At 40.1% G+C, this 19,352-nt stretch carries 15 protein-coding genes and 1 pseudogene; 7 read left to right on the forward strand and 9 right to left on the reverse strand.

All coding sequences use genetic code 11. The features are described 5' to 3' along the window. Nucleotides 1-394 precede the first annotated feature (394 nt). The 3 genes from P20480_RS06315 to P20480_RS06305 all read right to left on the reverse strand — a co-directional run bounded on the left by P20480_RS06315 (nucleotide 395) and on the right by P20480_RS06305 (nucleotide 5,529). A complete protein-coding gene (locus P20480_RS06315) occupies nucleotides 395-1,894 on the reverse strand; it encodes a phospholipase effector Tle1 domain-containing protein (RefSeq protein ID WP_008130858.1) in 1,500 nt (499 codons plus the stop codon). Nucleotides 1,895-1,997: 103 nt separating this feature from the next. After that, a complete protein-coding gene (locus P20480_RS06310; RefSeq protein WP_008130859.1) occupies nucleotides 1,998-4,088 on the reverse strand; it encodes a hypothetical protein in 2,091 nt (696 codons plus the stop codon). Nucleotides 4,089-4,224: 136 nt separating this feature from the next. After that, the gene (locus tag P20480_RS06305) at nucleotides 4,225-5,529 is read right to left on the reverse strand and encodes an NAD(P)/FAD-dependent oxidoreductase (protein WP_008130860.1); all 1,305 of its coding nucleotides are present in this window, start codon (nucleotides 5,527-5,529) and stop codon (nucleotides 4,225-4,227) included. A 237-nt stretch (nucleotides 5,530-5,766) separates the two neighbouring features. On the opposite strand from P20480_RS06305, the gene P20480_RS06300 reads away from it, so the two are divergent. The 4 genes and pseudogenes from P20480_RS06300 to P20480_RS18370 all read left to right on the forward strand — a co-directional run bounded on the left by P20480_RS06300 (nucleotide 5,767) and on the right by P20480_RS18370 (nucleotide 9,752). Next, nucleotides 5,767-7,695, forward strand: a complete 1,929-nt coding sequence (locus P20480_RS06300) for a RecQ family ATP-dependent DNA helicase (protein WP_008130862.1) — start codon at nucleotides 5,767-5,769, stop codon at nucleotides 7,693-7,695. Nucleotides 7,696-7,811: 116 nt separating this feature from the next. Then, a pseudogene (locus P20480_RS18365) lies at nucleotides 7,812-8,884 on the forward strand (porin). A gap of 23 nt (nucleotides 8,885-8,907) precedes the next feature. Beyond that, nucleotides 8,908-9,303 carry a substrate-binding domain-containing protein gene (locus P20480_RS06295; RefSeq protein WP_008130868.1) on the forward strand — a complete coding sequence of 132 codons (396 nt, stop codon included), beginning with the start codon at nucleotides 8,908-8,910 and terminating at the stop codon, nucleotides 9,301-9,303. A gap of 140 nt (nucleotides 9,304-9,443) precedes the next feature. After that, nucleotides 9,444-9,752, forward strand: a complete 309-nt coding sequence (locus tag P20480_RS18370; RefSeq protein ID WP_050547947.1) for a YkgJ family cysteine cluster protein — start codon at nucleotides 9,444-9,446, stop codon at nucleotides 9,750-9,752. A 36-nt stretch (nucleotides 9,753-9,788) separates the two neighbouring features. Here P20480_RS18370 and P20480_RS06290 read toward each other — a convergent pair whose 3' ends face one another. Further along, complete coding sequence (locus P20480_RS06290) at nucleotides 9,789-11,153, reverse strand: TrkH family potassium uptake protein (protein ID WP_008130873.1); 1,365 nt, start codon at nucleotides 11,151-11,153, stop codon at nucleotides 9,789-9,791. Nucleotides 11,154-11,155: 2 nt separating this feature from the next. Continuing rightward, a complete protein-coding gene (locus P20480_RS06285; protein WP_008130875.1) occupies nucleotides 11,156-11,809 on the reverse strand; it encodes a potassium channel family protein in 654 nt (217 codons plus the stop codon). Nucleotides 11,810-12,090: 281 nt separating this feature from the next. Between P20480_RS06285 and P20480_RS06280 the strand changes: the two genes are divergently transcribed. Continuing rightward, nucleotides 12,091-13,416, forward strand: a complete 1,326-nt coding sequence (locus P20480_RS06280; RefSeq protein WP_008130877.1) for a DUF4118 domain-containing protein — start codon at nucleotides 12,091-12,093, stop codon at nucleotides 13,414-13,416. Further along, nucleotides 13,409-14,077: a response regulator gene (locus P20480_RS06275; protein ID WP_008130878.1), complete on the forward strand. Its 669-nt coding sequence runs from the start codon at nucleotides 13,409-13,411 to the stop codon at nucleotides 14,075-14,077. Before P20480_RS06280 ends, P20480_RS06275 begins: the two co-directional genes overlap by 8 nt. A 154-nt stretch (nucleotides 14,078-14,231) precedes the next feature. Here P20480_RS06275 and P20480_RS06270 read toward each other — a convergent pair whose 3' ends face one another. From P20480_RS06270 to P20480_RS06260, 3 genes are all read right to left on the reverse strand, one after another. Then, the gene (locus tag P20480_RS06270; protein WP_006793540.1) at nucleotides 14,232-14,849 is read right to left on the reverse strand and encodes a glutathione S-transferase family protein; all 618 of its coding nucleotides are present in this window, start codon (nucleotides 14,847-14,849) and stop codon (nucleotides 14,232-14,234) included. Nucleotides 14,850-14,903: 54 nt separating this feature from the next. Continuing rightward, nucleotides 14,904-15,932: an NADP-dependent oxidoreductase gene (locus P20480_RS06265; protein ID WP_008130881.1), complete on the reverse strand. Its 1,029-nt coding sequence runs from the start codon at nucleotides 15,930-15,932 to the stop codon at nucleotides 14,904-14,906. 180 nt (nucleotides 15,933-16,112) lie between these two features. Continuing rightward, complete coding sequence (locus tag P20480_RS06260; RefSeq protein ID WP_008130883.1) at nucleotides 16,113-16,601, reverse strand: GNAT family N-acetyltransferase; 489 nt, start codon at nucleotides 16,599-16,601, stop codon at nucleotides 16,113-16,115. Nucleotides 16,602-16,748: 147 nt separating this feature from the next. On the opposite strand from P20480_RS06260, the gene P20480_RS06255 reads away from it, so the two are divergent. After that, nucleotides 16,749-17,954 carry an anhydro-N-acetylmuramic acid kinase gene (locus P20480_RS06255; protein WP_008130884.1) on the forward strand — a complete coding sequence of 402 codons (1,206 nt, stop codon included), beginning with the start codon at nucleotides 16,749-16,751 and terminating at the stop codon, nucleotides 17,952-17,954. Nucleotides 17,955-17,981: 27 nt separating this feature from the next. Here P20480_RS06255 and P20480_RS06250 read toward each other — a convergent pair whose 3' ends face one another. Continuing rightward, a complete protein-coding gene (locus tag P20480_RS06250; protein WP_024032946.1) occupies nucleotides 17,982-18,467 on the reverse strand; it encodes a hypothetical protein in 486 nt (161 codons plus the stop codon). Nucleotides 18,468-19,352 lie beyond the last annotated feature (885 nt).

Raw genomic sequence — 19,352 nt, forward strand, 5'->3', positions numbered from 1 at the left:
AAACCCTTTTGTGATTTATTGATCTTTAATACAAAAATGCACAAAGAGAAGTAAATGAGGAGCAAATGAGAAGTGAAAGCTGTAGGCGCGAAGCTTGCTCGCGCAAGATGCTATTTACTTCTCTAAAAGTGAAGCGTCTCTAAACCTCTTTGTGATTTATTGATCTTTAATACAAAAATGCACAAAGAGAAGAGAGAGGAGTAAACGAGCAGCCAAAGCAAATTAGTATAAGTTATCTGTATATGACCACCGAGTAAACCGAGGTGCTTCGCGCTACACATTGAAAACACCCGTATCGTTTAGTCACTTCTCTAGGTATTCTTCTTCGCTTCTCGGTGGTTCCCAGTTAAAGCGTTGCTTTTAAACGCCATCAAGCTGCGCGTCTTCAGCCCATTTAACTTATGCGGCTTACTTTTACTTTTATTTTTCCTGCATTGGCGCCATAAAAGCGGCTTAAGTCATTGGCGAAGGGACTAAATTCACCTGATTTAGTAATAGTCACCGTAGCGTCATTAGCTATTTTAAATAAAAATTCTTCGTTATTATTAATTGCACCAACTAATGAGAACCACTGAGCATCTGGAAGTCGTCTGAATGGTTCAAGTAACGCCATTGGAATTTCTTTAACGCCTAATTGCACGTCATCGCGATGCCATCCCTTAGGTGTACACTTTATGCCGTCGTCAAACCAATGTTGATCAGGGTAGGGAGTAAAGCGATAGGTTGCACCTTGCTCGAGCATTAAGCCCGTTTTGTTATAAAACTCACTGGCGAATACCACCACATCTTGGCTTTGGCCAATACTTAATACGCTCATATTTTGGTTGGCAAGCGTAATGTGCGCACTTAAGCCGGTAAAACTTAAGGTGCTGTTGTCACTGTAGCTAACGTTGTATGACTGTTTTTTAAGTGACTCTGGACGGTAGCTGGTGAGTTTATTAATTCGTGTAGCTACACTGTGGTGAACTAATGGCTTAATATTACTCGCTTCGTTATCCACCAGCACAAAGCACTCTCTATCTACTAGCTTGAAGAACGAGTTTAACCAAAAGTAATTTTGCTGGTGGCTCAGTGCAAGTGAGTCGGGGATAACAGTGAGATCGTCTTGTGCAATTAAATTACTATCTGGAAGAAGAGTTTTGTAGTTAATATCGTGACTTGTTAACAATGAAATAGCTAACGGCTGCTCAATAATCCACTCAAGTGCATAACGTAAGCAAATATCAGCTAAACCATCACGGTAGTATCCACCGCCAATGTCTGAATGCGCGCCTGCAAACCACAGTTCAGTAATGTTATTTTGATGGTTCATCAGCGTAGGCTCAAACGCACGGCGTTTTTCATCAAGTGCCACGCAGTGCAGTGCTTGTGAAATATTATTAGCAATGGTGTGGTTTTCAAAAATAACGTGCTCTGCGCCGCGTGTAGCTTTACTCACTTTTGATAAGCCAATTGAGGCCACGGTATCAAATACACATACGTACACATTATTACTAATCAAAGGTTCCAGAATTTTTGCAAAACGCCTAGCGAGAGCGCCACCTCGGCTAAAACCGGTAAGTAAAAGGGTATCGCCTAGTTGGTAATGCGTTTTAAAATCACGCATGGCTTGATTTAAAATACTGGCAACATCGTCACCACGTGGCGCTAAAGTTTGGTTTAAAATGCGTTTTAACCGGCTGCCTTTAGTGCCAATACCTTGATAATAAAAGCTCAATTGTTGCGAGAAAGGTGTAGTGGGGGAACCATCAAGTTTGCCGCCTAATAATAAGTGCAGCTTAACAATGTTAGAAATACTACTGTCTTCTTTAAAATGCTCTGAGCTAAATTGGTCTGCGTCACGGGGCTCATTTCCTGTGCCATCAAAGTTAAAAACTAGTGTTTTTCCCGTCATTGCCCTAATCCTTTAATTGTTTTAAATACTCTACACATGGAATGTTAAATATTAAAGACATTAAATGGCACGCTAATTGGCGTTAGCGTGCTTAGCGGGTTATTTAGTGATTATCAAACATATAATGATTTAGCTCTGTGCCCAGGGCAGGCTTAAGCGCTGGGTTTAGCTGAATTAACTGTTGATAAACCTCAGGGTAAAACATTTTTAATCTGGCAACGCGGGCTAAGTGATTGGGCTCAAATTTTTCAACAAGCTGTAAAGCTAAAGGAATCATTGGGCTTAGCTCACCTTTTGTATAACTTTGCTCTAGTGCTAAGTCGAGTATATCTACACCAAGCTTACTGGGAACAGTCGGTATTTTATTATCAATTAAAAATTGTACTATATCGTTTGAGGCAAACATTGCCTGTATGTATACGTCGCGGCCAAATATGTCGGTAATCGAAAAATCAAAACCAGCTTGTTTTAGCTTTTGCCAATGCTCAAGCGGAAAACGACTTAATCTTGCTAAATCACTTGGTTGCTTAGGTTCAATTCGGCTTTCCCAGATCGTTATAAAGTCATGAGGCTCTAATAGCAGTAATGTAAAAAGTGTATCAGTTTCTGTTTGAGTTAATGGTGTACTAAGGCTGTACTCATAAGCTTTTTGGTAATTTTCTTTAGACAAATATTCGCTGAAATCGCTATGACTTCTATCGTTTGAAAGCTGATTACTTAGCATACTCCACCAGTAATTAACTAATACGGGGTCTTGTTCTTGCAAAACATATTCGAAGTTATTACCGTGCTCTTTTTTTACCTCTAGCACCGTATTATATGCTTGCATAGTAGAGTGTAATTGCTCAGTATCACTTAACTGCTGCTGTAATAGTTCACAGTTTTGCCTATTATTATCTAGATCTTCCTTTTGTTGCTTCAAATTTACTAAAAAGCGTGCAACATCAGAATTATCGGGGTCACTCACTTGAGGCATTGTGGTGTTGTCTATTTTACCAATAGAATTAAAGTAATCATATTGCTCAGGGTTTTTCTGCGCATTAATATAGGCGCCTTGCTGGTAAATAAAGTCACTTACAAAAAAAACGCCTTTGTTATTTGGATCGTCATTAGCATTACCGCTATGAGCTTTATAGCCCTGCTCTGTAAGGTAGTTTAACATTTGAGTATGCTTTGCATCTAAAGGGGCTAGCGTTAAGTTACCACTTTTAGGCAGGTTTACTATTGCAACATCTAAACCCGTAAATAAGCCTGGCTGATTGGTTGGTGTTACGCCTAGTTGTTGCAATGCTTTTACAAGCGGTAAATTAAACTGGCTTACGGCAATATCAGCTACGTTATACAAAACAGATTTTTCTTCGTATAGCGGCATAGCATTCAGTGCCGGCACCTGCTTTATAAGCGCAAAAATATACTCATTAGGAATGTTGTTTTTAATCGCAGTAGCCACTTCATTTACTGTAAATTGGTTAGATGAAATTGCCTGCTCAAATTCTTTTGGGGTAAATTTATTTGCATTAAGTACAAACAATGTAGCCGGGGAAATAACCTCACTGCCCTCAAGTTTAATAAACGTTTTAGAGTAAGTGGTAAATGTATCAGTGTTGTTTAATAAAGCATAAAGTGTTTCTTTTTGTACATTTTCATCAAGCGGTAGGCTCATAGAAAGCCCAGGAGGGCTATGCTTATTATCTCCAAGCTGTTGAATCATTCCTTTTACTTTATCATTGGTGAAACCTTTAATTGCCTCAATGCCTTGCCAATTAGCTAACTCGTTTAAAGAGCTAGTAATATTAAGCTGCTGTTTTTGCTCTGCAACTATGGCATCTCTTAAAAGGGCAATGTATTGACGCTTATAGATTTCTGATAGGTTTGCATACTTTAAAAGCGTAGGGACCAACGTCCCTTTTTTAAGCTCAATTACAAAAAATGAAACAAGCGATTGGTTTAAATTATTTATTTTTATATGTTGTTGCTGTGATTGATCTCTGCAAAGGCGAATATCTTTTTTTAGATCTATGACTATTCGTAGCGGTGTGCCTTCTGCGGGCTGCTTTTTATTAACTAAATTAGGCTCAGTGGCATTAGGTGCAACCACGTTGTTCTGCTCTATAGCTGCTGTGTTAGGCTGGGTTTTAAATAAATATACTGCCAAAGTCGCTATAATTATAAGTCCGATAAGTAGCTTTTTCATAACCGCCAATCCCTTGATGTTATTAAAATATTCTCACATCCTACTACTTTAGGTACGCAAAGTGCAAAAAAGCTTTAAGAGAGAATACTTATTAACTGTTAAAGCTTTTTGTGGTGTTGTGAGCGTACTTAATTTATTAGTGCAATTTCATTTTAGGGCGCACAACACGTAGTACCTTTTCGCTTATCCATAATGCAAAGGTTTTTGCGCTACCGTGTATGGCGCGTTGGTGCATGCGATACAGCGATATATACATAAAGCGGGCTATTTTACCTTCAATAAAAAAGGTGTTGCTGGTTAAGTTACCCATTAAATTACCTACCGTGCTGTAGCGCGATAAGTTAACGAGAGAGCCGTGGTCGCTGTATTTAAACTCGCTTAGCGGCTGGTGTTTAAGTGTTGCAATAAGATTTTTTTCAACACATTGTGCCATTTGATGGGCCGATTGTGCACGCGGTGGTACAAGTTTTCCGTCTTCTTGGGTAAAGGCGCAGCAATCGCCAAGTACAAAAATACTTTCATCTACGGTGCTTTGTAAGAACTTGTTTACTTGAATTTGGTTGCTGCGGGTAAGCTCAAAAACACCTAAGTCTTTAATAAAATCTGGCGCTTTTACGCCTGCCGCCCATACCATAATATCGGCATCTATGTGTTCTTCGTCTTTTGTTATAAAGCCTTGCTCGGTGGCTTCTTTTACCTGTGTTTGCTCTCGCACGTTTACGCCCAATTTTAACAGCTCGCGTTTGGCACTTACGGCAATACGCTCTGGTAATGCAGGTAAAATACGTGGACCGGCTTCAATTAAATGAATGTGCAAACGTTTAGACGACATGTTTGTAAGGCCGTAAAGCTTTAGTAATTCAGACACATGGTAAAGCTCAGCTGATAGTTCAACGCCTGTTGCGCCCCCGCCCACAATGGCAATATCAAGAGATTGTTGCTGGTTGTCGTCTTGATGAAGGCGGGTAAAGCTATCGAGCAAAGAATGCTGAAAACGCTCAGCTTGCTGGTTTGAATCTAAAAAGTAGCAATGCTCTTTTATGCCTGGGGTATTAAAGTCGTTACTTACACTGCCAATAGCAATAACAAGGTGGTCGTAGCGTACAGTGCGTTTGGGCAAAATAGTGTGGCCAAGTTCGTCAAAAAGTGGTGCGAGAGTAATTGTTTTATTACTTTGGTCGATGTTACAAAAGGTACCAAGTTGGAAGTTATAATGATGTTTTGCGGCATGGGCAGAGTAAACTACGCCATCTAAATCGGGGTCAATAGAGCCTGTGGCTACTTCGTGCAGTAATGGCTTCCATATGTGGGTGCGGTTTTTGTCTATTAATAAAATTTCTGCGTGTTTTTTCTTTCCTAGTTTATGCCCTAATTGAGTTGCAAGCTCTAATCCGCCAGCGCCGCCGCCAATAACGACGATTTTAGGAGTGGTTATGTTCATGACTACGCCCTTAAAAATAATATACCCAAGCAATCTGTTTTATTATTTTTAAAATGACTTGGGTATCGAAAATTATTTTGGCAAAGCTCACTTTTATGGGGCTATAGTGTGCGCCTAAATAATGGATATGTCAGCAGTAAATCACCTAATTTACGGTATACTAACTTGCAAATACTTCATCTAGGCTGCATTTTTCTGTTATAGCCCTGTGTTATCAACGCCAAAAAGGACATTTTTATGAATACGCCGCTTTTACAATCACTTGAGCAACATTTTGGTTTTAACCAGTTTAGAGCAGGGCAGCAGCAAACTATAGAGCAGCTTTTAAATGGGCAATCGTCCCTTGCTATATTCCCTACAGGGTCGGGTAAGTCGTTGTGTTATCAGCTAACGGCTATGCATTTAGAAAACTTAACGTTAGTGGTGTCGCCATTACTAGCCTTAATGAAAGATCAAATTAGTTTTTTAAATAGCAAAGGTATTTACGCGGCAAGCCTTGATTCTAGCCAAGACCAAATGCAAAGCAGCACCGTAATGAACGATGTGCGAAATGGTAAAATTAAAGTGTTAATGGTGTCGGTAGAGCGCTTTAAAAACGAGCGATTCAGAGAGTTTATAAGCCAGGTTGCGCTGTCTATGCTGGTGGTAGATGAGGCGCACTGTATATCTGAATGGGGGCATAACTTCAGACCTGACTACTTAAAACTACCGCGATATCGCGAAGAGCTAAATATTCCACTAGTACTATTGCTTACCGCCACCGCCACTAAAAAAGTAAAACGCGACATGAGCGAGCGTTTTAATATTGCCCCTGAGTGCATTGTACAAACTGGCTTTTACCGCGCTAACCTCGATTTAAGCGTGCTAAGTGTAAAAACGGCTGATAAAAACACCGAACTTACAAACATAGTGCGTGCGCAAAATGGCCCAGGTATTGTGTATGTAACACTGCAGCAAAGTGCTGAGCAAGTGGCCAATATGTTAAGCGCACAGGGCCTGCAAGCGGTGGCGTATCATGCCGGGCTTGAAGACACCCTACGCGGGCAAATTCAAGATGATTTTATGGCGGGAAAAATAAATGTAGTGGTCGCCACTATTGCCTTTGGCATGGGGGTTGATAAATCAGACATTCGTTTTGTTATTCATTACGATTTACCAAAATCGATTGAAAACTACAGCCAAGAAATTGGCCGCGCAGGGCGCGATGGCAACCCATCAAACTGCTACACGCTTGCTAATTTAGATGGCCTAAACACAGTAGAAAACTTTGTATATGGCGACACCCCTGAGCTGAGTGGCATTGAATATGTAATTAACGATATTCGCCAAGCCCAACAGCAATGGGAAATGCAAGAATACAGCCTTTCAAGCGAAAGTAATATTCGCCAATTAGCACTTAAAACATTACTGGTTCAACTTGAAATGCAAGGCGCAATTACGCCGCAGTACGCCTATTATGCCGATTTTAAATACAAGTTTTTGGTTGATAAAAACGAGCTACTTAGCCAGTTTGACGAGCAGCGCCAAACCTTTTTAACGCAAATATTTAGCCATACCGATTTTAAAAAAATATGGGGCACGCTCAATTTTGACACCCTTACCCAAGCCGCGCAGGTTGACCGTAAACGGGTTGTGGCCGCGCTTGACTACCTAGCCGAAAAAAACCTTATAACGCTTGAAACCAAACGCATTACCCAAGTATATAAAGTGCATAGTGAAGTTATAAATAACCCAGAGCTTGCCCAGCAGTTACACCACTACTTTGCTGAAAAAGAACAAGCTGAAATAAAACGAATTGCTGCTTTAGTGCGCTTTTTTGAGCTACAAACTTGCCTGAGTTATAACTTAGCGCGCTACTTTGACGACCAAAATGCGCCAGTACAGTGCGGGCATTGCAGTGTATGCCGTGGTAATGCTGTAAAATTAGAATACTCACTAGTGCCTGTAACTATTGCAGATGAGGTTATTTATCAAAAGGTAGACGAGTTTATAGCGCATATGGCCATAAAGGGAGTTCATAACGTGGGTGTTGAAACCCAGTGCCGTTTTTTAGCGGGTATGAGCGTGCCATTGTTTGCTCGTAATAAGGTACGCCAACTCAGCGGATTTGCGCTTTGTGAGCAACAGCGGTATAGCGATATAAAAGCCACACTGCTTGGCAGATAGCCATTAAAGTAATGATCAAACCTGCATAATTATAAAAATGTTAAATTTTTGTTTGTTTTTTCAGCGTTTAACTATACTCAACATGACTATTAAGGTCATATAAAACGAGGTGAACGATGAAACTGCAAAAATTGATGCTGTTAGGAGTGTTTATTTCAGGGACTAGTTACGCTGAAATTAATATTTCAGGCTTTGCAAGTATTAACGCGGGTAAAGTACTCAGTGGAAGTGGTGTGCCGCAATATGGTGTTGAGCCAACCTTTTTGGCTGACTACCCTAATGTGAGTGGCTACACAGAAGACTTATCTTTCTCTCCAGAGTCGTTAATTGGTATACAAGTGTCGGGGGACCTTGGTGAGGGCTTATCTGTCACAGGTCAAATTGTTGCCCGAGGTGTAAACGATTTTGATGCTAATTTTGAGTGGGCATATATTTCGTACGAAATAAATGATAATTGGACGGTTCAAGCAGGTAAAAAGCGTTTGCCTCTTTTTTATTACTCAGATTTTTTTGACGTAGGTTACGCATATGTATGGATGCGTAACCTGCCGACAATTATACATGGCAAGTATTTAACTATGAAGGCATAAACCTTCTCTATTCTGGCTCGATTGGAGAGTGGGGTGTGTCTGCTAATGTGTATGCTGGTAAAGAAGACGATGACGACAACAAACTGCTATCAGACTTTTTCTTTCAAGAGCCTACCCGAGAAATTTGGGAAGATATGCTAGGTGGTGTACTTTCGTTAAGCCATGATTGGCTTGAATTGAGAGTAACGCATATGCAATACACTAATAAACGCTTTCGTTCTGGAGAGCCGGTTTTATGGGATGGAAAAGATAGCCGTGATGGCAAATTCTATGGCTTAGCTGCCAATTTTGATTTTGGCGACTTTTTTGTACTAAGCGAACTTAACCGTTTAGATCTAGACGGAAACCTAGACACTTATATGATCAGTGCAGGGTATCGGTTTGATGCAATTACGCCTTATGTGATGTTTTCAGATTTTGAGCAAGAAGGTGAGGGAGATACTGAAAGCCATAATACCTTTGCGGTGGGGGTTCGTTGGGATTTTCATCCTTCGGCGGCACTCAAAATGCAGTACGACAGGGTAAAAGATGATTCATTCGAGTTAGCGGTAGCGGGTGATAGTAAAGCAATCACGCTTGGTGTTGATGTTGTATTTTAAGGGGAATTAAAAATGAAAAATTAATGTTATGTGTACTGTTTTTGTTTAGCAATGTTGCCTTTGCTGATTTTGCTATTATTGTACATCCTTCAAACGAGAGTAGTTTTGATGAGTCCGTCATTAGTCGAATTTATACCGGAAAAGAAAAGTCGTTTAGTAATGGCAATACGATCATTCCAATATCACAAGATTCAAAAAATCCGACTACGGAGCAGTTTAACAGTAAACTGCTTAATAAAAGTGCGTCGCAGTTAAGAGCCTATTGGTCAAAGCTTATTTTTACGGGAAAAGGAACACCACCCAAAGAGCTAGAAAATGACTCAGAGGTGATCAAAATGGTTGCAGCTAACCCAAATACGATTGGGTTTGTTTCGGCATCTGCCGTGTCTGATGATGTGAAGGTGGTATTAAACTTTTAATTTAAAATTAAATGCCAACAATAAAGCGTGTTAACGAGTAGCACGCTTTTTATTATTCTATTTGTTCACCATTAAAATTAACTAGCACGTTTAGCCTGCTCGTGTATCCTACTTAGCGTGTTTCTTTTATTTAAGCCACTATGCCTAACACTGTTATTCCAAGTAAAACTATTTCCTCTACACCAGAGTCCGTAACCTGCGCTAACTGCCAAGCGTGTTGTTGCCAATTAGAAGTGCGCATAGTAACCGACACCGGTGTGCCTTTTCAGTACATTGATTACGACAAGTGGGGCAGCGAAGTAATGAAACGCGGCGATGATGGTTGGTGCCAAGCACTCGACCGCAATACGCTAATGTGTACCATTTATGAAAACCGCCCACTTACTTGCCGTGAGTTTGAAATGGCCTCGAACGAGTGTATTGCAGAGCGCGAAATAGCCGGTATTTAAAAATACGGACTAACTAATAAACCCGCGTTTGTGTTTTTAACCAATAGAGAGTTGTGCGCTTGGGTATCTTAGTTTTTTACTTCGTGGACTTGCTAAAAAGTAGGCGAGAGTGAGCGGGCCTATTCTGCCCATAAACATTAAAAACATAATGATAAACTCCCCCAGCGGTGATAACGATGACGTTAAACCACGTGAAAGTCCTACCGTACCCAGTGCCGATACCGCTTCAAAAGCAATATCTAAAAAAGGTGCATCTTCAACGACCAGTAATGTAAAAATAGCCAACCAAGTGACTCCCGCTGAAATAACGGTTAAGGCTAATGCTTTATACACTGAATCTTTGTCTATTTCTCGGCGTAACACGGTGACGCCTTTGTCACGCCTTAAGTAGCTATAGGTTGCTAATATTAAAACGATAAACGTAACGACCTTTATGCCACTTGCAGTACTCAAAGAGCCGCCACCGATAAACATAAGCATCATAGTTAAAGCGGTACTTGCATTTTTTAACTCTTCAATAGCAATGGTATTAAACCCCGCAGTACGAGGGGTAACGGCTTGAAACCAAGCTGCTAGCCATTTCCCTATTTCAGATAACGGCTGCAGTGTTTTTGGATTATCGTATTCAATTACGTAAATAAGCAACAATGCAATAACGTTAATAATAACAGTGCTGATCAGCATTAATTTACTGTAGGGACTGAGCTTAGCCCAACGCTTTGATTTATATAAATCGGTTAATACGGTAAAGCCTAGGCCACCAATAATAAACAAACAGGTAATTGTTAAATTTACAACGGGGTCTTCTACATACAGCATTAAGCTATTGGGGCTCAATGCAAACCCTGCATTGTTAAAAGCGCTAATAGTATAAAAAAGTGCATGGAAAAAGCTTTTTTGTAAGCCCATTTCGGGTAGCCAATACAGCGTTAAAATAATAATGCCTAAAGATTCAACGATTAGCGCAAACAGCAAAACAGACTTAGCGGTATTTACCAAAGTAGATGTATCTGTTTGATTAAAGGCTGCTTTGGTCACTGTTTTTTGAATAAAGCCAACTTTATTACCCAGCGCCATTAAAGTTACAACCGCAAAGGTCATTAAACCCAGACCACCTAGTTGAATTAATAGCGCAATAACGCCTTGTCCAAAAGGAGTAAATACTGAACCTGTATCAACTACAACTAATCCGGTTACAGTCACCGCGGAGGTAGCTGTAAACGCACTTTGTATCCATGAAATAGGCTCATAGGTTGCAAAAGGTAGTTTTAACGCCAACGCCCCTAGCGTTATTAATATTAAAAAACTACAGCAGAGAACAAGCGGTGGAGCCGCATTGAGTTTTTTATGCCCATTGGCTTTTCGATCTATAGGTGTTTTGAGAGGGTGCCATAAAACCATAATTATAAAAGCCTTGGTGCAAGATAGTTTAGTTCGACTCGATTACCTGATAACAGTAAAGTGTCGTAGGTAAGTAACTCAAAGTCGTCATCAAGTTTGACAAACGTTTGCTTTGCGCGCTTGACCAATAATGGGTTTACAGTGCCTTTTATTTCTTTAAGTAAATGCCCTAGTTTTGTTTTATGTAAGTGCGCTTTTATACTTACTTCAACAACGTATAAGCCATTGCCTAAGGAAATATAGTCGTTTACTACAGGGTAATTAAGCGCTTGTGCAACGCGCACGCCCATTTCTTCTTCAGGATGAATAATGCGTGTTACACCTAGCTTAGAAATAATTGTGTGATGGGCTTTAGTGCTCGCTTTTACCCATATTTGCTTAACAGCTAGGTTTTTTAATGCAAGGGTGCACAGAATGCTCGATTGCATGTCTTCTCCAATCGCCACTAAAACTGCCTGACTACTCGCTAAATCAAGCTCTTTAAGTGCGGCTTCATCAGTGGAGTCGCAAATAACGGTTTCAGATAAATGCTCAACATATTTTTCAGCGAGTTTAGGGTTACTATCAACCCCAGTGACTGTATGCCCTAAATGAATTAACTCAAGGCTTGCTGCAATGCCAAATCGACCTAATCCGATCACTGTAAAATGTGCCATGTTGATACCTAAATTAAAGTTAAAAGAGAGAAGTGGTAAAGTTCATTTGGTCAATAAACAGTTAATACATAGGCTGTAAGCATCACTATTTTTATCCAACCCAACACACCTATTACTCCTTCTGCTGAAGTTAGAATATGAGTTATTAAAGTAACAATGAAGGTAGGCGTTAAAAGCTTTATAAAGATTTAACGAATCAGATAAAAAACTTTATAAAAACTTTATAGAGGCAATATCGAAAAGGCAGTAATCTAGGTGCTCAAATGTTAGAGGAATAATTAATGAATCAGGCAGAGGCTAAACCACGTTGGTATAACGCATTGTTTTTGGCAGTAATAATGCCATTAATTGTTGTTATTGCCATTTACCCTGTGCGTAATTGGTTTACTACCACCGATATCGTGATGCTTCAGTTATTATGGGTGACTTGGGTTGCTGTGCGCAGTAATCGTCGTCTTGCCATACTGACCACCTTAGTGAGTGTAGCGTGTACAGATTGGTTTTTTGTTGCTCCAAATTTTACTTTTCATATTGAAAACATAGAATATTTAGTAACCTTTATGGTTATGCTCATTGTTGGTTTTGTGATCAGCCAATTGGCAGGGGAGCTCAGTACTAAAGTTAGGGATGTGCAATTACATGCAAGTAATAGTCGCACCTTGTACGAACTGGCCAAAGACTTAAACAGCCTAGATACGCTGGATGAACAAAAAAAGTACTTTGTGCAGCGCATCAGTAAGCATTTAAACGCATCTTGTACATTTATACCTGCAGCATCGCAGGGCAATAGTGAGTTTATATTGCTTAGTGAGGTTAACCCTAGCTGGGGCGGGTTTAATTTTACTAAACGGTTAACGCAAGGGCAAAAATCCTTTGCTGACACCGCTATTTCGCTTCTTTATCAGGTACATGAAAAAACATTATTACGCCAACAGTCGGCTGCTATTTCGGTGCAAGCGGAATTAGAGCGCGCTAAAAATGCACTTTTACGCAGTTTGTCTCACGATTTACGCACACCACTGGCGACTATTATGGGCGCATCGAGCATGCTTGCAGATGATGAGATTACACTCAGTGACATCGTGATAAAAGAGCAAGCGAGTAATATTTATGAGCAAAGTAAAATACTAAATGAGCACTTTGATAAAGTAATGGAGTTAAGCCGAGTTAATAAAATGGGTGAAAACCTAAGTTGGCAAACAATAAACTTACAAGCACTACTTAGTGAAGCTAAAGCTAGAAGGCAGCAGCAACTCACTGATTTTGTCATAAATACCAATATAGACGCTCAGACAACATGCGAAGGGGATGTGACTTTGTTAGAAATTGCGCTGGCTAATATGCTCGAAAATGCATGGCGTTATGGTGATAAAAAGGTGAGCGTTGAATTTACTCGAAGTAGCAATCAGCAAAAGATATGTTATCAGCTAATTCTCACTAATAACGTGATCACTAAAGCGCAAACAAGTAGCAATGAAGGCGTTGGGTTAGGCAGCATTATTTGTGATGTGGTTGCTAAATTTCATCAGGGCACATTTACATTAACAATTAATAACGAAACAAATATGGCGTACGCAAAGTTAATCTGGGAAAAAAGTAATGACTAAAATCTTGATATTAGAAGATTCTCCCCCCCTTCAAAGCTTTTTAAAAACTTTGTTGCAAGCCAGTGGCTACGAGCTAAGTATTTGTGATAAAGGGTTAGATGGCTTTGCACGTTTAAGTGAGCAAAGTTACGATCTTGTATTGTTAGACTTGGGCCTTTTAGACATGGATGGTCAAGACTGGTTAATTGAGTTTAGACAATGGAGTGCCTTACCTGTTTTAGTACTCTCAGCTCGAGATGGCGAAGTTGAAAAAGTCACAGCGCTTGATAATGGGGCAAATGACTATATTACTAAACCGTTTAGCGCGAATGAGTTGCTAGCCCGAATTCGGGTTTTATTACGCACCCAAAGCCAACCGAGTGTGGCATTTACCTGCGGGAATATAAAAATAGATCCGCAAAAGCACAGTGTTACTGCTTCTGGAGGTGAGGTAAAACTCACTAAAAAAGAGTACGCAATACTCTTATTGCTGTTTCAAAATAAAAATAAAGTACTCACCCATAATGCAATCTTAAGCCATATCTGGGGGGCGCAGTATGTAGAGCGACCTGAATACGTAAGAGTCCATGTGGCACAGCTTAGACAAAAACTAGAGGCTAACCCTGCGAGTCCAAAATATATTTTAACTGAACCGGCCGTGGGTTATCGATTGGTTGACTAAAAATGAGAACTTTAGAGTTTTACTCTACAGCACAATGATCCAGATAAATTATTTTTAATTGAATTTTAATACGCTTGAGCAAATTAGTGTAAATAAAACAGAGCAGCAAAAATGTTTGCTATGACTGTGTTTCCACAGTCATAGGCGTATAAAATTAGTCGTATTTAGCTTCTAGCTCATTAGCCGTATGAAACTTCTCGTGGCTTTGTAATTGCTCGTCGTATTTTACCAGGTTTTTAAAGTGACCTAGCTGACCTGAGTTTTTAACAATTTCAACAATAAACGACATCATAAAATCGGCGCCGGTTAGGGTGTCGCCAACTAAATAACGTTTACCTTCTAGCCGGTCGTTAAAGTAGCTAATTACTTTAGCGGTTTCAGCGTCGGCGTAGCCTTCTAAAAATTGTGTTTTAGCGCCATCTTTAAGCACAAACATTTTAAGTAGTAGCGGTAAAATGGCAGAGCTTTCAGCAAAGTGCAGCCATTGTTGGTAATCAACGTAGTCAGCGGTGCCAGCCTTTGGTGCAAACTTTCCGTTACCGTATTTAGTAATTAAGTAATCAGTAATAGCGCCAGATTCGGTAACAATTAACCCATCGTCTTCAATAACTGGCGACTTACCGAGTTGGTGAACTTGCTTTAGCTCATCAGGGGCTAAAAATGTGTCTTTGTTACGTTGATAAGCAACAATTTCGTAATCAACTTCTAGTTCTTCTAAAAGCCAAATAATACGTTTTGAGCGCGATTTATTTAAATGATGTAGTTTTATCATGTCAGTCCTTGTTGGCGTTGCTGGTTGCAGCAACGCTGTGTTTGTATATTTTAGTTAAAGTGCATCGTTGATTTTAACAACGGTTTTACCAAAGTTTTTACCACTAAGCATATCGTTAAATGCGCTTACAGTGTTTTCAATACCTTCTACCATGTGCTCGCGGTATTGTACTTTGCCATCCTGTAGCCACTTTTGCATGTCTTGCGCAAATTCATCGTAGCGGTGACCGTAGTCGTCAAAAATTATAAAGCCTTGCATTTTAATACGTTTAGTAAGCAACTGCCCCATTAGCATACCCATACGATCAGGGCCTTCAGGTAAGCTTGTGGCGTTATACTGCGATACTAAACCACAAAGCGGTACACGAGCTGCGGTATTAAGCAATGGTAATACGGCATCAAACACTTTACCGCCCACATTTTCGTAATAAACATCTATACCGTTATCACATGCTTTTTCTAGCTGCTCTGCAAAGTCATCGGCTTTGTGATCAATACAGGCATCAAACCCCAGTTTTTCAACTGCATGGGCACATTTTTCGCTGCCACCAGCAACGCCTACCACTTTACAGCCTTTGATTTTAGCTATTTGTCCAACGGTTGCGCCAACTGGCCCCGTTGCTGCGGCTACGACTACCGTTTCGCCTTCTTTAGGTGTGCCAATATCAAGTAGGCCCATATACGCCGTAAAGCCCGGCATACCCATAATGCCTAGCGCGTACGAAGGATTTGCAGGCTCTTTGCCTAATTGCATAAGGCCTTCGCCATTACTAATGGCGTAACTTTGCCAACCTGTGTAGGCAAGTACCCACTCGCCTTCGCTAAATTTATCGTTTTTAGACTCTTCTACTTGGCACACGGTAGCGCCAACCATTACGTCACCCACGTTTACCGGATCGGCGTACGACTTTGCGTCGCTCATGCGGCCACGCATGTATGGGTCAAGTGATAAATAAATAGTGCGCAGCAGTACCTCGCCATCTTTAAGGGCTGGTAAATCGACTGTTTTAAGCTCAAAGTTTTTATCGGTTGGAGCACCGTGTGGGCGTGATGCTAAAGTAAGTTGACGACTAGTTGCAGACATAAAATTCTCCTTTTGAATATGAACCCACTTAACGAATGTGTATGCGTTTAATAACCCGATTGGCATAAACAATAATGCGCGCTAAGTAGTAAATGTATGTACAAATTTGTACCTTACAACAGGAGTTTTGGGCGAGGGGCTGTTAATTCAACCTTAAGCGGAGTAATTATTCTAAAAGGTTTATTTGAGCTTGCTAAAAATATGACTATCGTAAAATGCGCCATTTTTATAAATGGCTTGTTTAAGAATAGCCTCGGCCTTAAAACCACATTTAGTAAGTGCCTTTATAGAACCAGTATTACCAGCAAATATAGCGCCAAAAATACGGTTTAGGTTTGAGGTTTTAAACGCGTAATCGCAAATTTTTGTAATAGCGTGAGTCATTATTCCTTGCCCCCAAAAGTCACTATTAAGCCAATAGCCTATTTCGCCACTGTGGCTATACTCGAACTCTCCGGGCGTTATGCCTATACACCCCGCAAATTGCTCATCTACAACAATGGCCTTAACTATTCCACTTTTAGAGCCTTGGTTTATCCACCAATCGGCGTCGGCTTGAGTATACGGAAATGGAATTTTAGACGATAAAAAGCGCGTCACCTGTTCATCGTTTAAGGTATTAATAATATGTGGCGCGTCCTTTGGTTTAAAGTCTCTTAGGGTAATCATTGTTTTAATTAAGTATGGGCTGAATACGGTTTAACTTAGCAAGCAATTAGAGATTGCACAATCACAAAGATTAACCGCTTACGCCTATAACTTTGTTTTAAAGTACTCTAATATAAGCAAAATATAATACTGTTTAAGATACCTTTTATGCACCCACACATAGCCGCCCTATATAATAGTGCCCAAAAGCCAAGCCGTTTAATTGTAGGTTTAATGAGTGGTACCTCGTTAGATGGGCTCGATGTAGCGCTGTGTAAGGTAAGCGGCGCGGGCTTAAACACACATATTGAAATATTAAATTTTACCACCGTTGAATATAGCGACAATTATAAAACTAAAATAAAGCAGGTATTTGCAAAGCGAGAGTGCGATTTAGAACTAGTAACCTTACTGCATCCGTGGGTAGGTAAGCTCCATGGCAATATGGTTAATCAGTGCTTAAAAGTGTGGCAAGTGGACCCTAGTACAATTGATGTTATAGCCAGTCATGGGCAAACAATTTACCACTGCCCACAGTCGCAGCATAATCATAAAAGCTTTACTAATGGCACATTACAAATTGGCGATAGCGACCAAATAGCCGTTACTACCGGCATTACAACGATTGGTGACTTTAGGCAAAAACACATAGCCGCAGGAGGGGAAGGTGCACCGCTTGCGGTATATGGCGATTACTTATTTTTTGCAAACCACAATGAGAACCGCATTTTATTAAACATGGGTGGTATTGCTAATTTAACGTTTTTACCTAAAAGCGGTGATGCAAATAGCGTATTTAGTAGCGATATAGGCCCAGGTAACACCATTATGGATGCGTACGTACAGCTGCACTTTAAAGGCATGCATTTTGATGATGGTGCAAAAATAGCTAAAGCTGGCAAGGTAAATACACTCTTATTAAATGCATTGTGTAGCAACACTTTTTTTGAGCTTGCGCTGCCTAAAACAACAGGGCCTGAAGTATTTAATTTAGCGTATTTGCATGGAGCTCAGCTGCAAACAAATACACAGCACTTAAGCCATGAAGATGTAATGGCAACTTTAAATATGTTTAGCGCGAGGGTAACTGCAAATGCGTTAAACGAATGCGGGCAAAGTGCTAAAGAGTGTGTGGTGTACGCAAGTGGTGGCGGTATTCATAACCCATTATTAATGGCGCACCTTAATGCGCTGTGCCCGACTATTAAAGCGTTTAAAAATACCGATGATTTGGGGATAAACCCCGATGCAAAAGAGGCTGTGTTATTTGCTATTTTAGCCAACGAGTGCTTAGCCGGTGAGCAGCAACACCTAAATAATACTGCGCAGGGTATTGCTGGGGTCACTATGGGTAAAGTGAGTTTTGCTGATTAAGTTTTTATAAATTTGTATACCAACACATTAAAAAAACGAAAATAAACTTGAGCTCATATTCCGAAAGTATTTTTTAACGCCGTGTGGCTTAGTTTGGCTTTTAAGGGCTTGCTGATTTTTATAACCAGCCTCAAACGCATTTACTTGCATATCAAACTGTAAACTATTTTTTAAAGTGGCATTTAAGCCATGCAGCATCAATTGCATTACTAAGCAGTGGCTTTGGGTAATTTTACTTAATGTTAAATACACATAACCACGCTCTAAGTCGGCGTTAGTGAGTACTTTTTCAGTAAAGTATTGCGCATCACGGGCACTGGGATACGTTGCGCTCAGCGAAATAATATCGTTTTCGTGGGCGTCGTCAGGCAATACGCATTGCAGCGTTATTTCATGCATAGCACTGGCTTGCAAGGTTAACTGCTCGTATTCCATTGTGTGGCCCATAGCCGCAGAGAGAGGATCTTCAAACGATTGTAACGCAAATGTGAGTTGCGTCATTGGTGTGCTCATTTACTTCAACTTCTAGATTATAAAAAATACAGTTCGAGTTTAAATTATCACCTATTTTGATTGCAGTTTTATGACAAGTTGCACTTAATCGGATAATCGCTGTATTTTGATCAAAAAAGATCGCTATATGTTCTTTCTCATTCAACTTTGGAATAGTTTGTCACACATCTAGAATGAACAGCTATATGTGGCAAGGCTTGTAGCGACGATATTGCTGTTCTTTATTTGGGGTTTTCTCATAGGCTTTTCTTCATAGGGAATAGAATTTGGTTTTTAGGCTTTACCTAATCAAAGCATTAAATAGAGATTCCAAATTAAAATTTCATACTTATCTTATTTGATTTAATACGGTATGCATTGCGGTTGAATGTTGTAGCACATATTAAAAGAGTTCCCCACAAGCTAAGCTATCTTAAGTTAAAAATGTAGTAAGGCGTTTATGAGCAATAACAGGTCATTGATATTGGCTAAATATCGTCGTTAATTGATTAGTTAAACTGCTCTTTGCGCATATATTCATGAAAATAAGCGCTACGCGCAAATTGGATTATTTAACTTCACCTAAAAACTTTAGAAAACTTAGTGATAGTAATACCTTAGGTAATTTGTTAAAACTATATAAAGTAGATAAGTGAGCGTTAAGTCGGCAGAAATATGCGCGATGAGCGCACTATTAAATTGTTAACACTCAAGGAGAGATTGTGCCTCTATACAAGTATTTGACACTTGAGAATACGGTGAGAGTTCTAGATGGGAGTGTCAGGTTCACTCAACCAGGGGCTTTCAATGATCCGTTCGAAATGGTTCCAGAATTACATGTTCCGGAAGATTTCGAACCCAAAGATATCTCTATTAGCTTTGACGTCCTTGCACCCAGAAGGCAGC

This window comes from Pseudoalteromonas sp. BSi20480, assembly GCF_000241365.1.
GTDB classification, from domain to species: domain Bacteria; phylum Pseudomonadota; class Gammaproteobacteria; order Enterobacterales; family Alteromonadaceae; genus Pseudoalteromonas; species Pseudoalteromonas marina.

Coding starts and splice junctions, on each gene's coding strand:
- P20480_RS06315 (WP_008130858.1), bottom strand. CDS start 1,894: ATGACGGGAAAAACACTAGTTTTTAACTTTGATGGCACAGGAAATGAG.
- P20480_RS06310 (WP_008130859.1), bottom strand. CDS start 4,088: ATGAAAAAGCTACTTATCGGACTTATAATTATAGCGACTTTGGCAGTA.
- P20480_RS06305 (WP_008130860.1), bottom strand. CDS start 5,529: ATGAACATAACCACTCCTAAAATCGTCGTTATTGGCGGCGGCGCTGGC.
- P20480_RS06300 (WP_008130862.1), top strand. CDS start 5,767: ATGAATACGCCGCTTTTACAATCACTTGAGCAACATTTTGGTTTTAAC.
- P20480_RS06295 (WP_008130868.1), top strand. CDS start 8,908: ATGTTATGTGTACTGTTTTTGTTTAGCAATGTTGCCTTTGCTGATTTT.
- P20480_RS18370 (WP_050547947.1), top strand. CDS start 9,444: ATGCCTAACACTGTTATTCCAAGTAAAACTATTTCCTCTACACCAGAG.
- P20480_RS06290 (WP_008130873.1), bottom strand. CDS start 11,153: ATGGTTTTATGGCACCCTCTCAAAACACCTATAGATCGAAAAGCCAAT.
- P20480_RS06285 (WP_008130875.1), bottom strand. CDS start 11,809: ATGGCACATTTTACAGTGATCGGATTAGGTCGATTTGGCATTGCAGCA.
- P20480_RS06280 (WP_008130877.1), top strand. CDS start 12,091: ATGAATCAGGCAGAGGCTAAACCACGTTGGTATAACGCATTGTTTTTG.
- P20480_RS06275 (WP_008130878.1), top strand. CDS start 13,409: ATGACTAAAATCTTGATATTAGAAGATTCTCCCCCCCTTCAAAGCTTT.
- P20480_RS06270 (WP_006793540.1), bottom strand. CDS start 14,849: ATGATAAAACTACATCATTTAAATAAATCGCGCTCAAAACGTATTATT.
- P20480_RS06265 (WP_008130881.1), bottom strand. CDS start 15,932: ATGTCTGCAACTAGTCGTCAACTTACTTTAGCATCACGCCCACACGGT.
- P20480_RS06260 (WP_008130883.1), bottom strand. CDS start 16,601: ATGATTACCCTAAGAGACTTTAAACCAAAGGACGCGCCACATATTATT.
- P20480_RS06255 (WP_008130884.1), top strand. CDS start 16,749: ATGCACCCACACATAGCCGCCCTATATAATAGTGCCCAAAAGCCAAGC.
- P20480_RS06250 (WP_024032946.1), bottom strand. CDS start 18,467: ATGAGCACACCAATGACGCAACTCACATTTGCGTTACAATCGTTTGAA.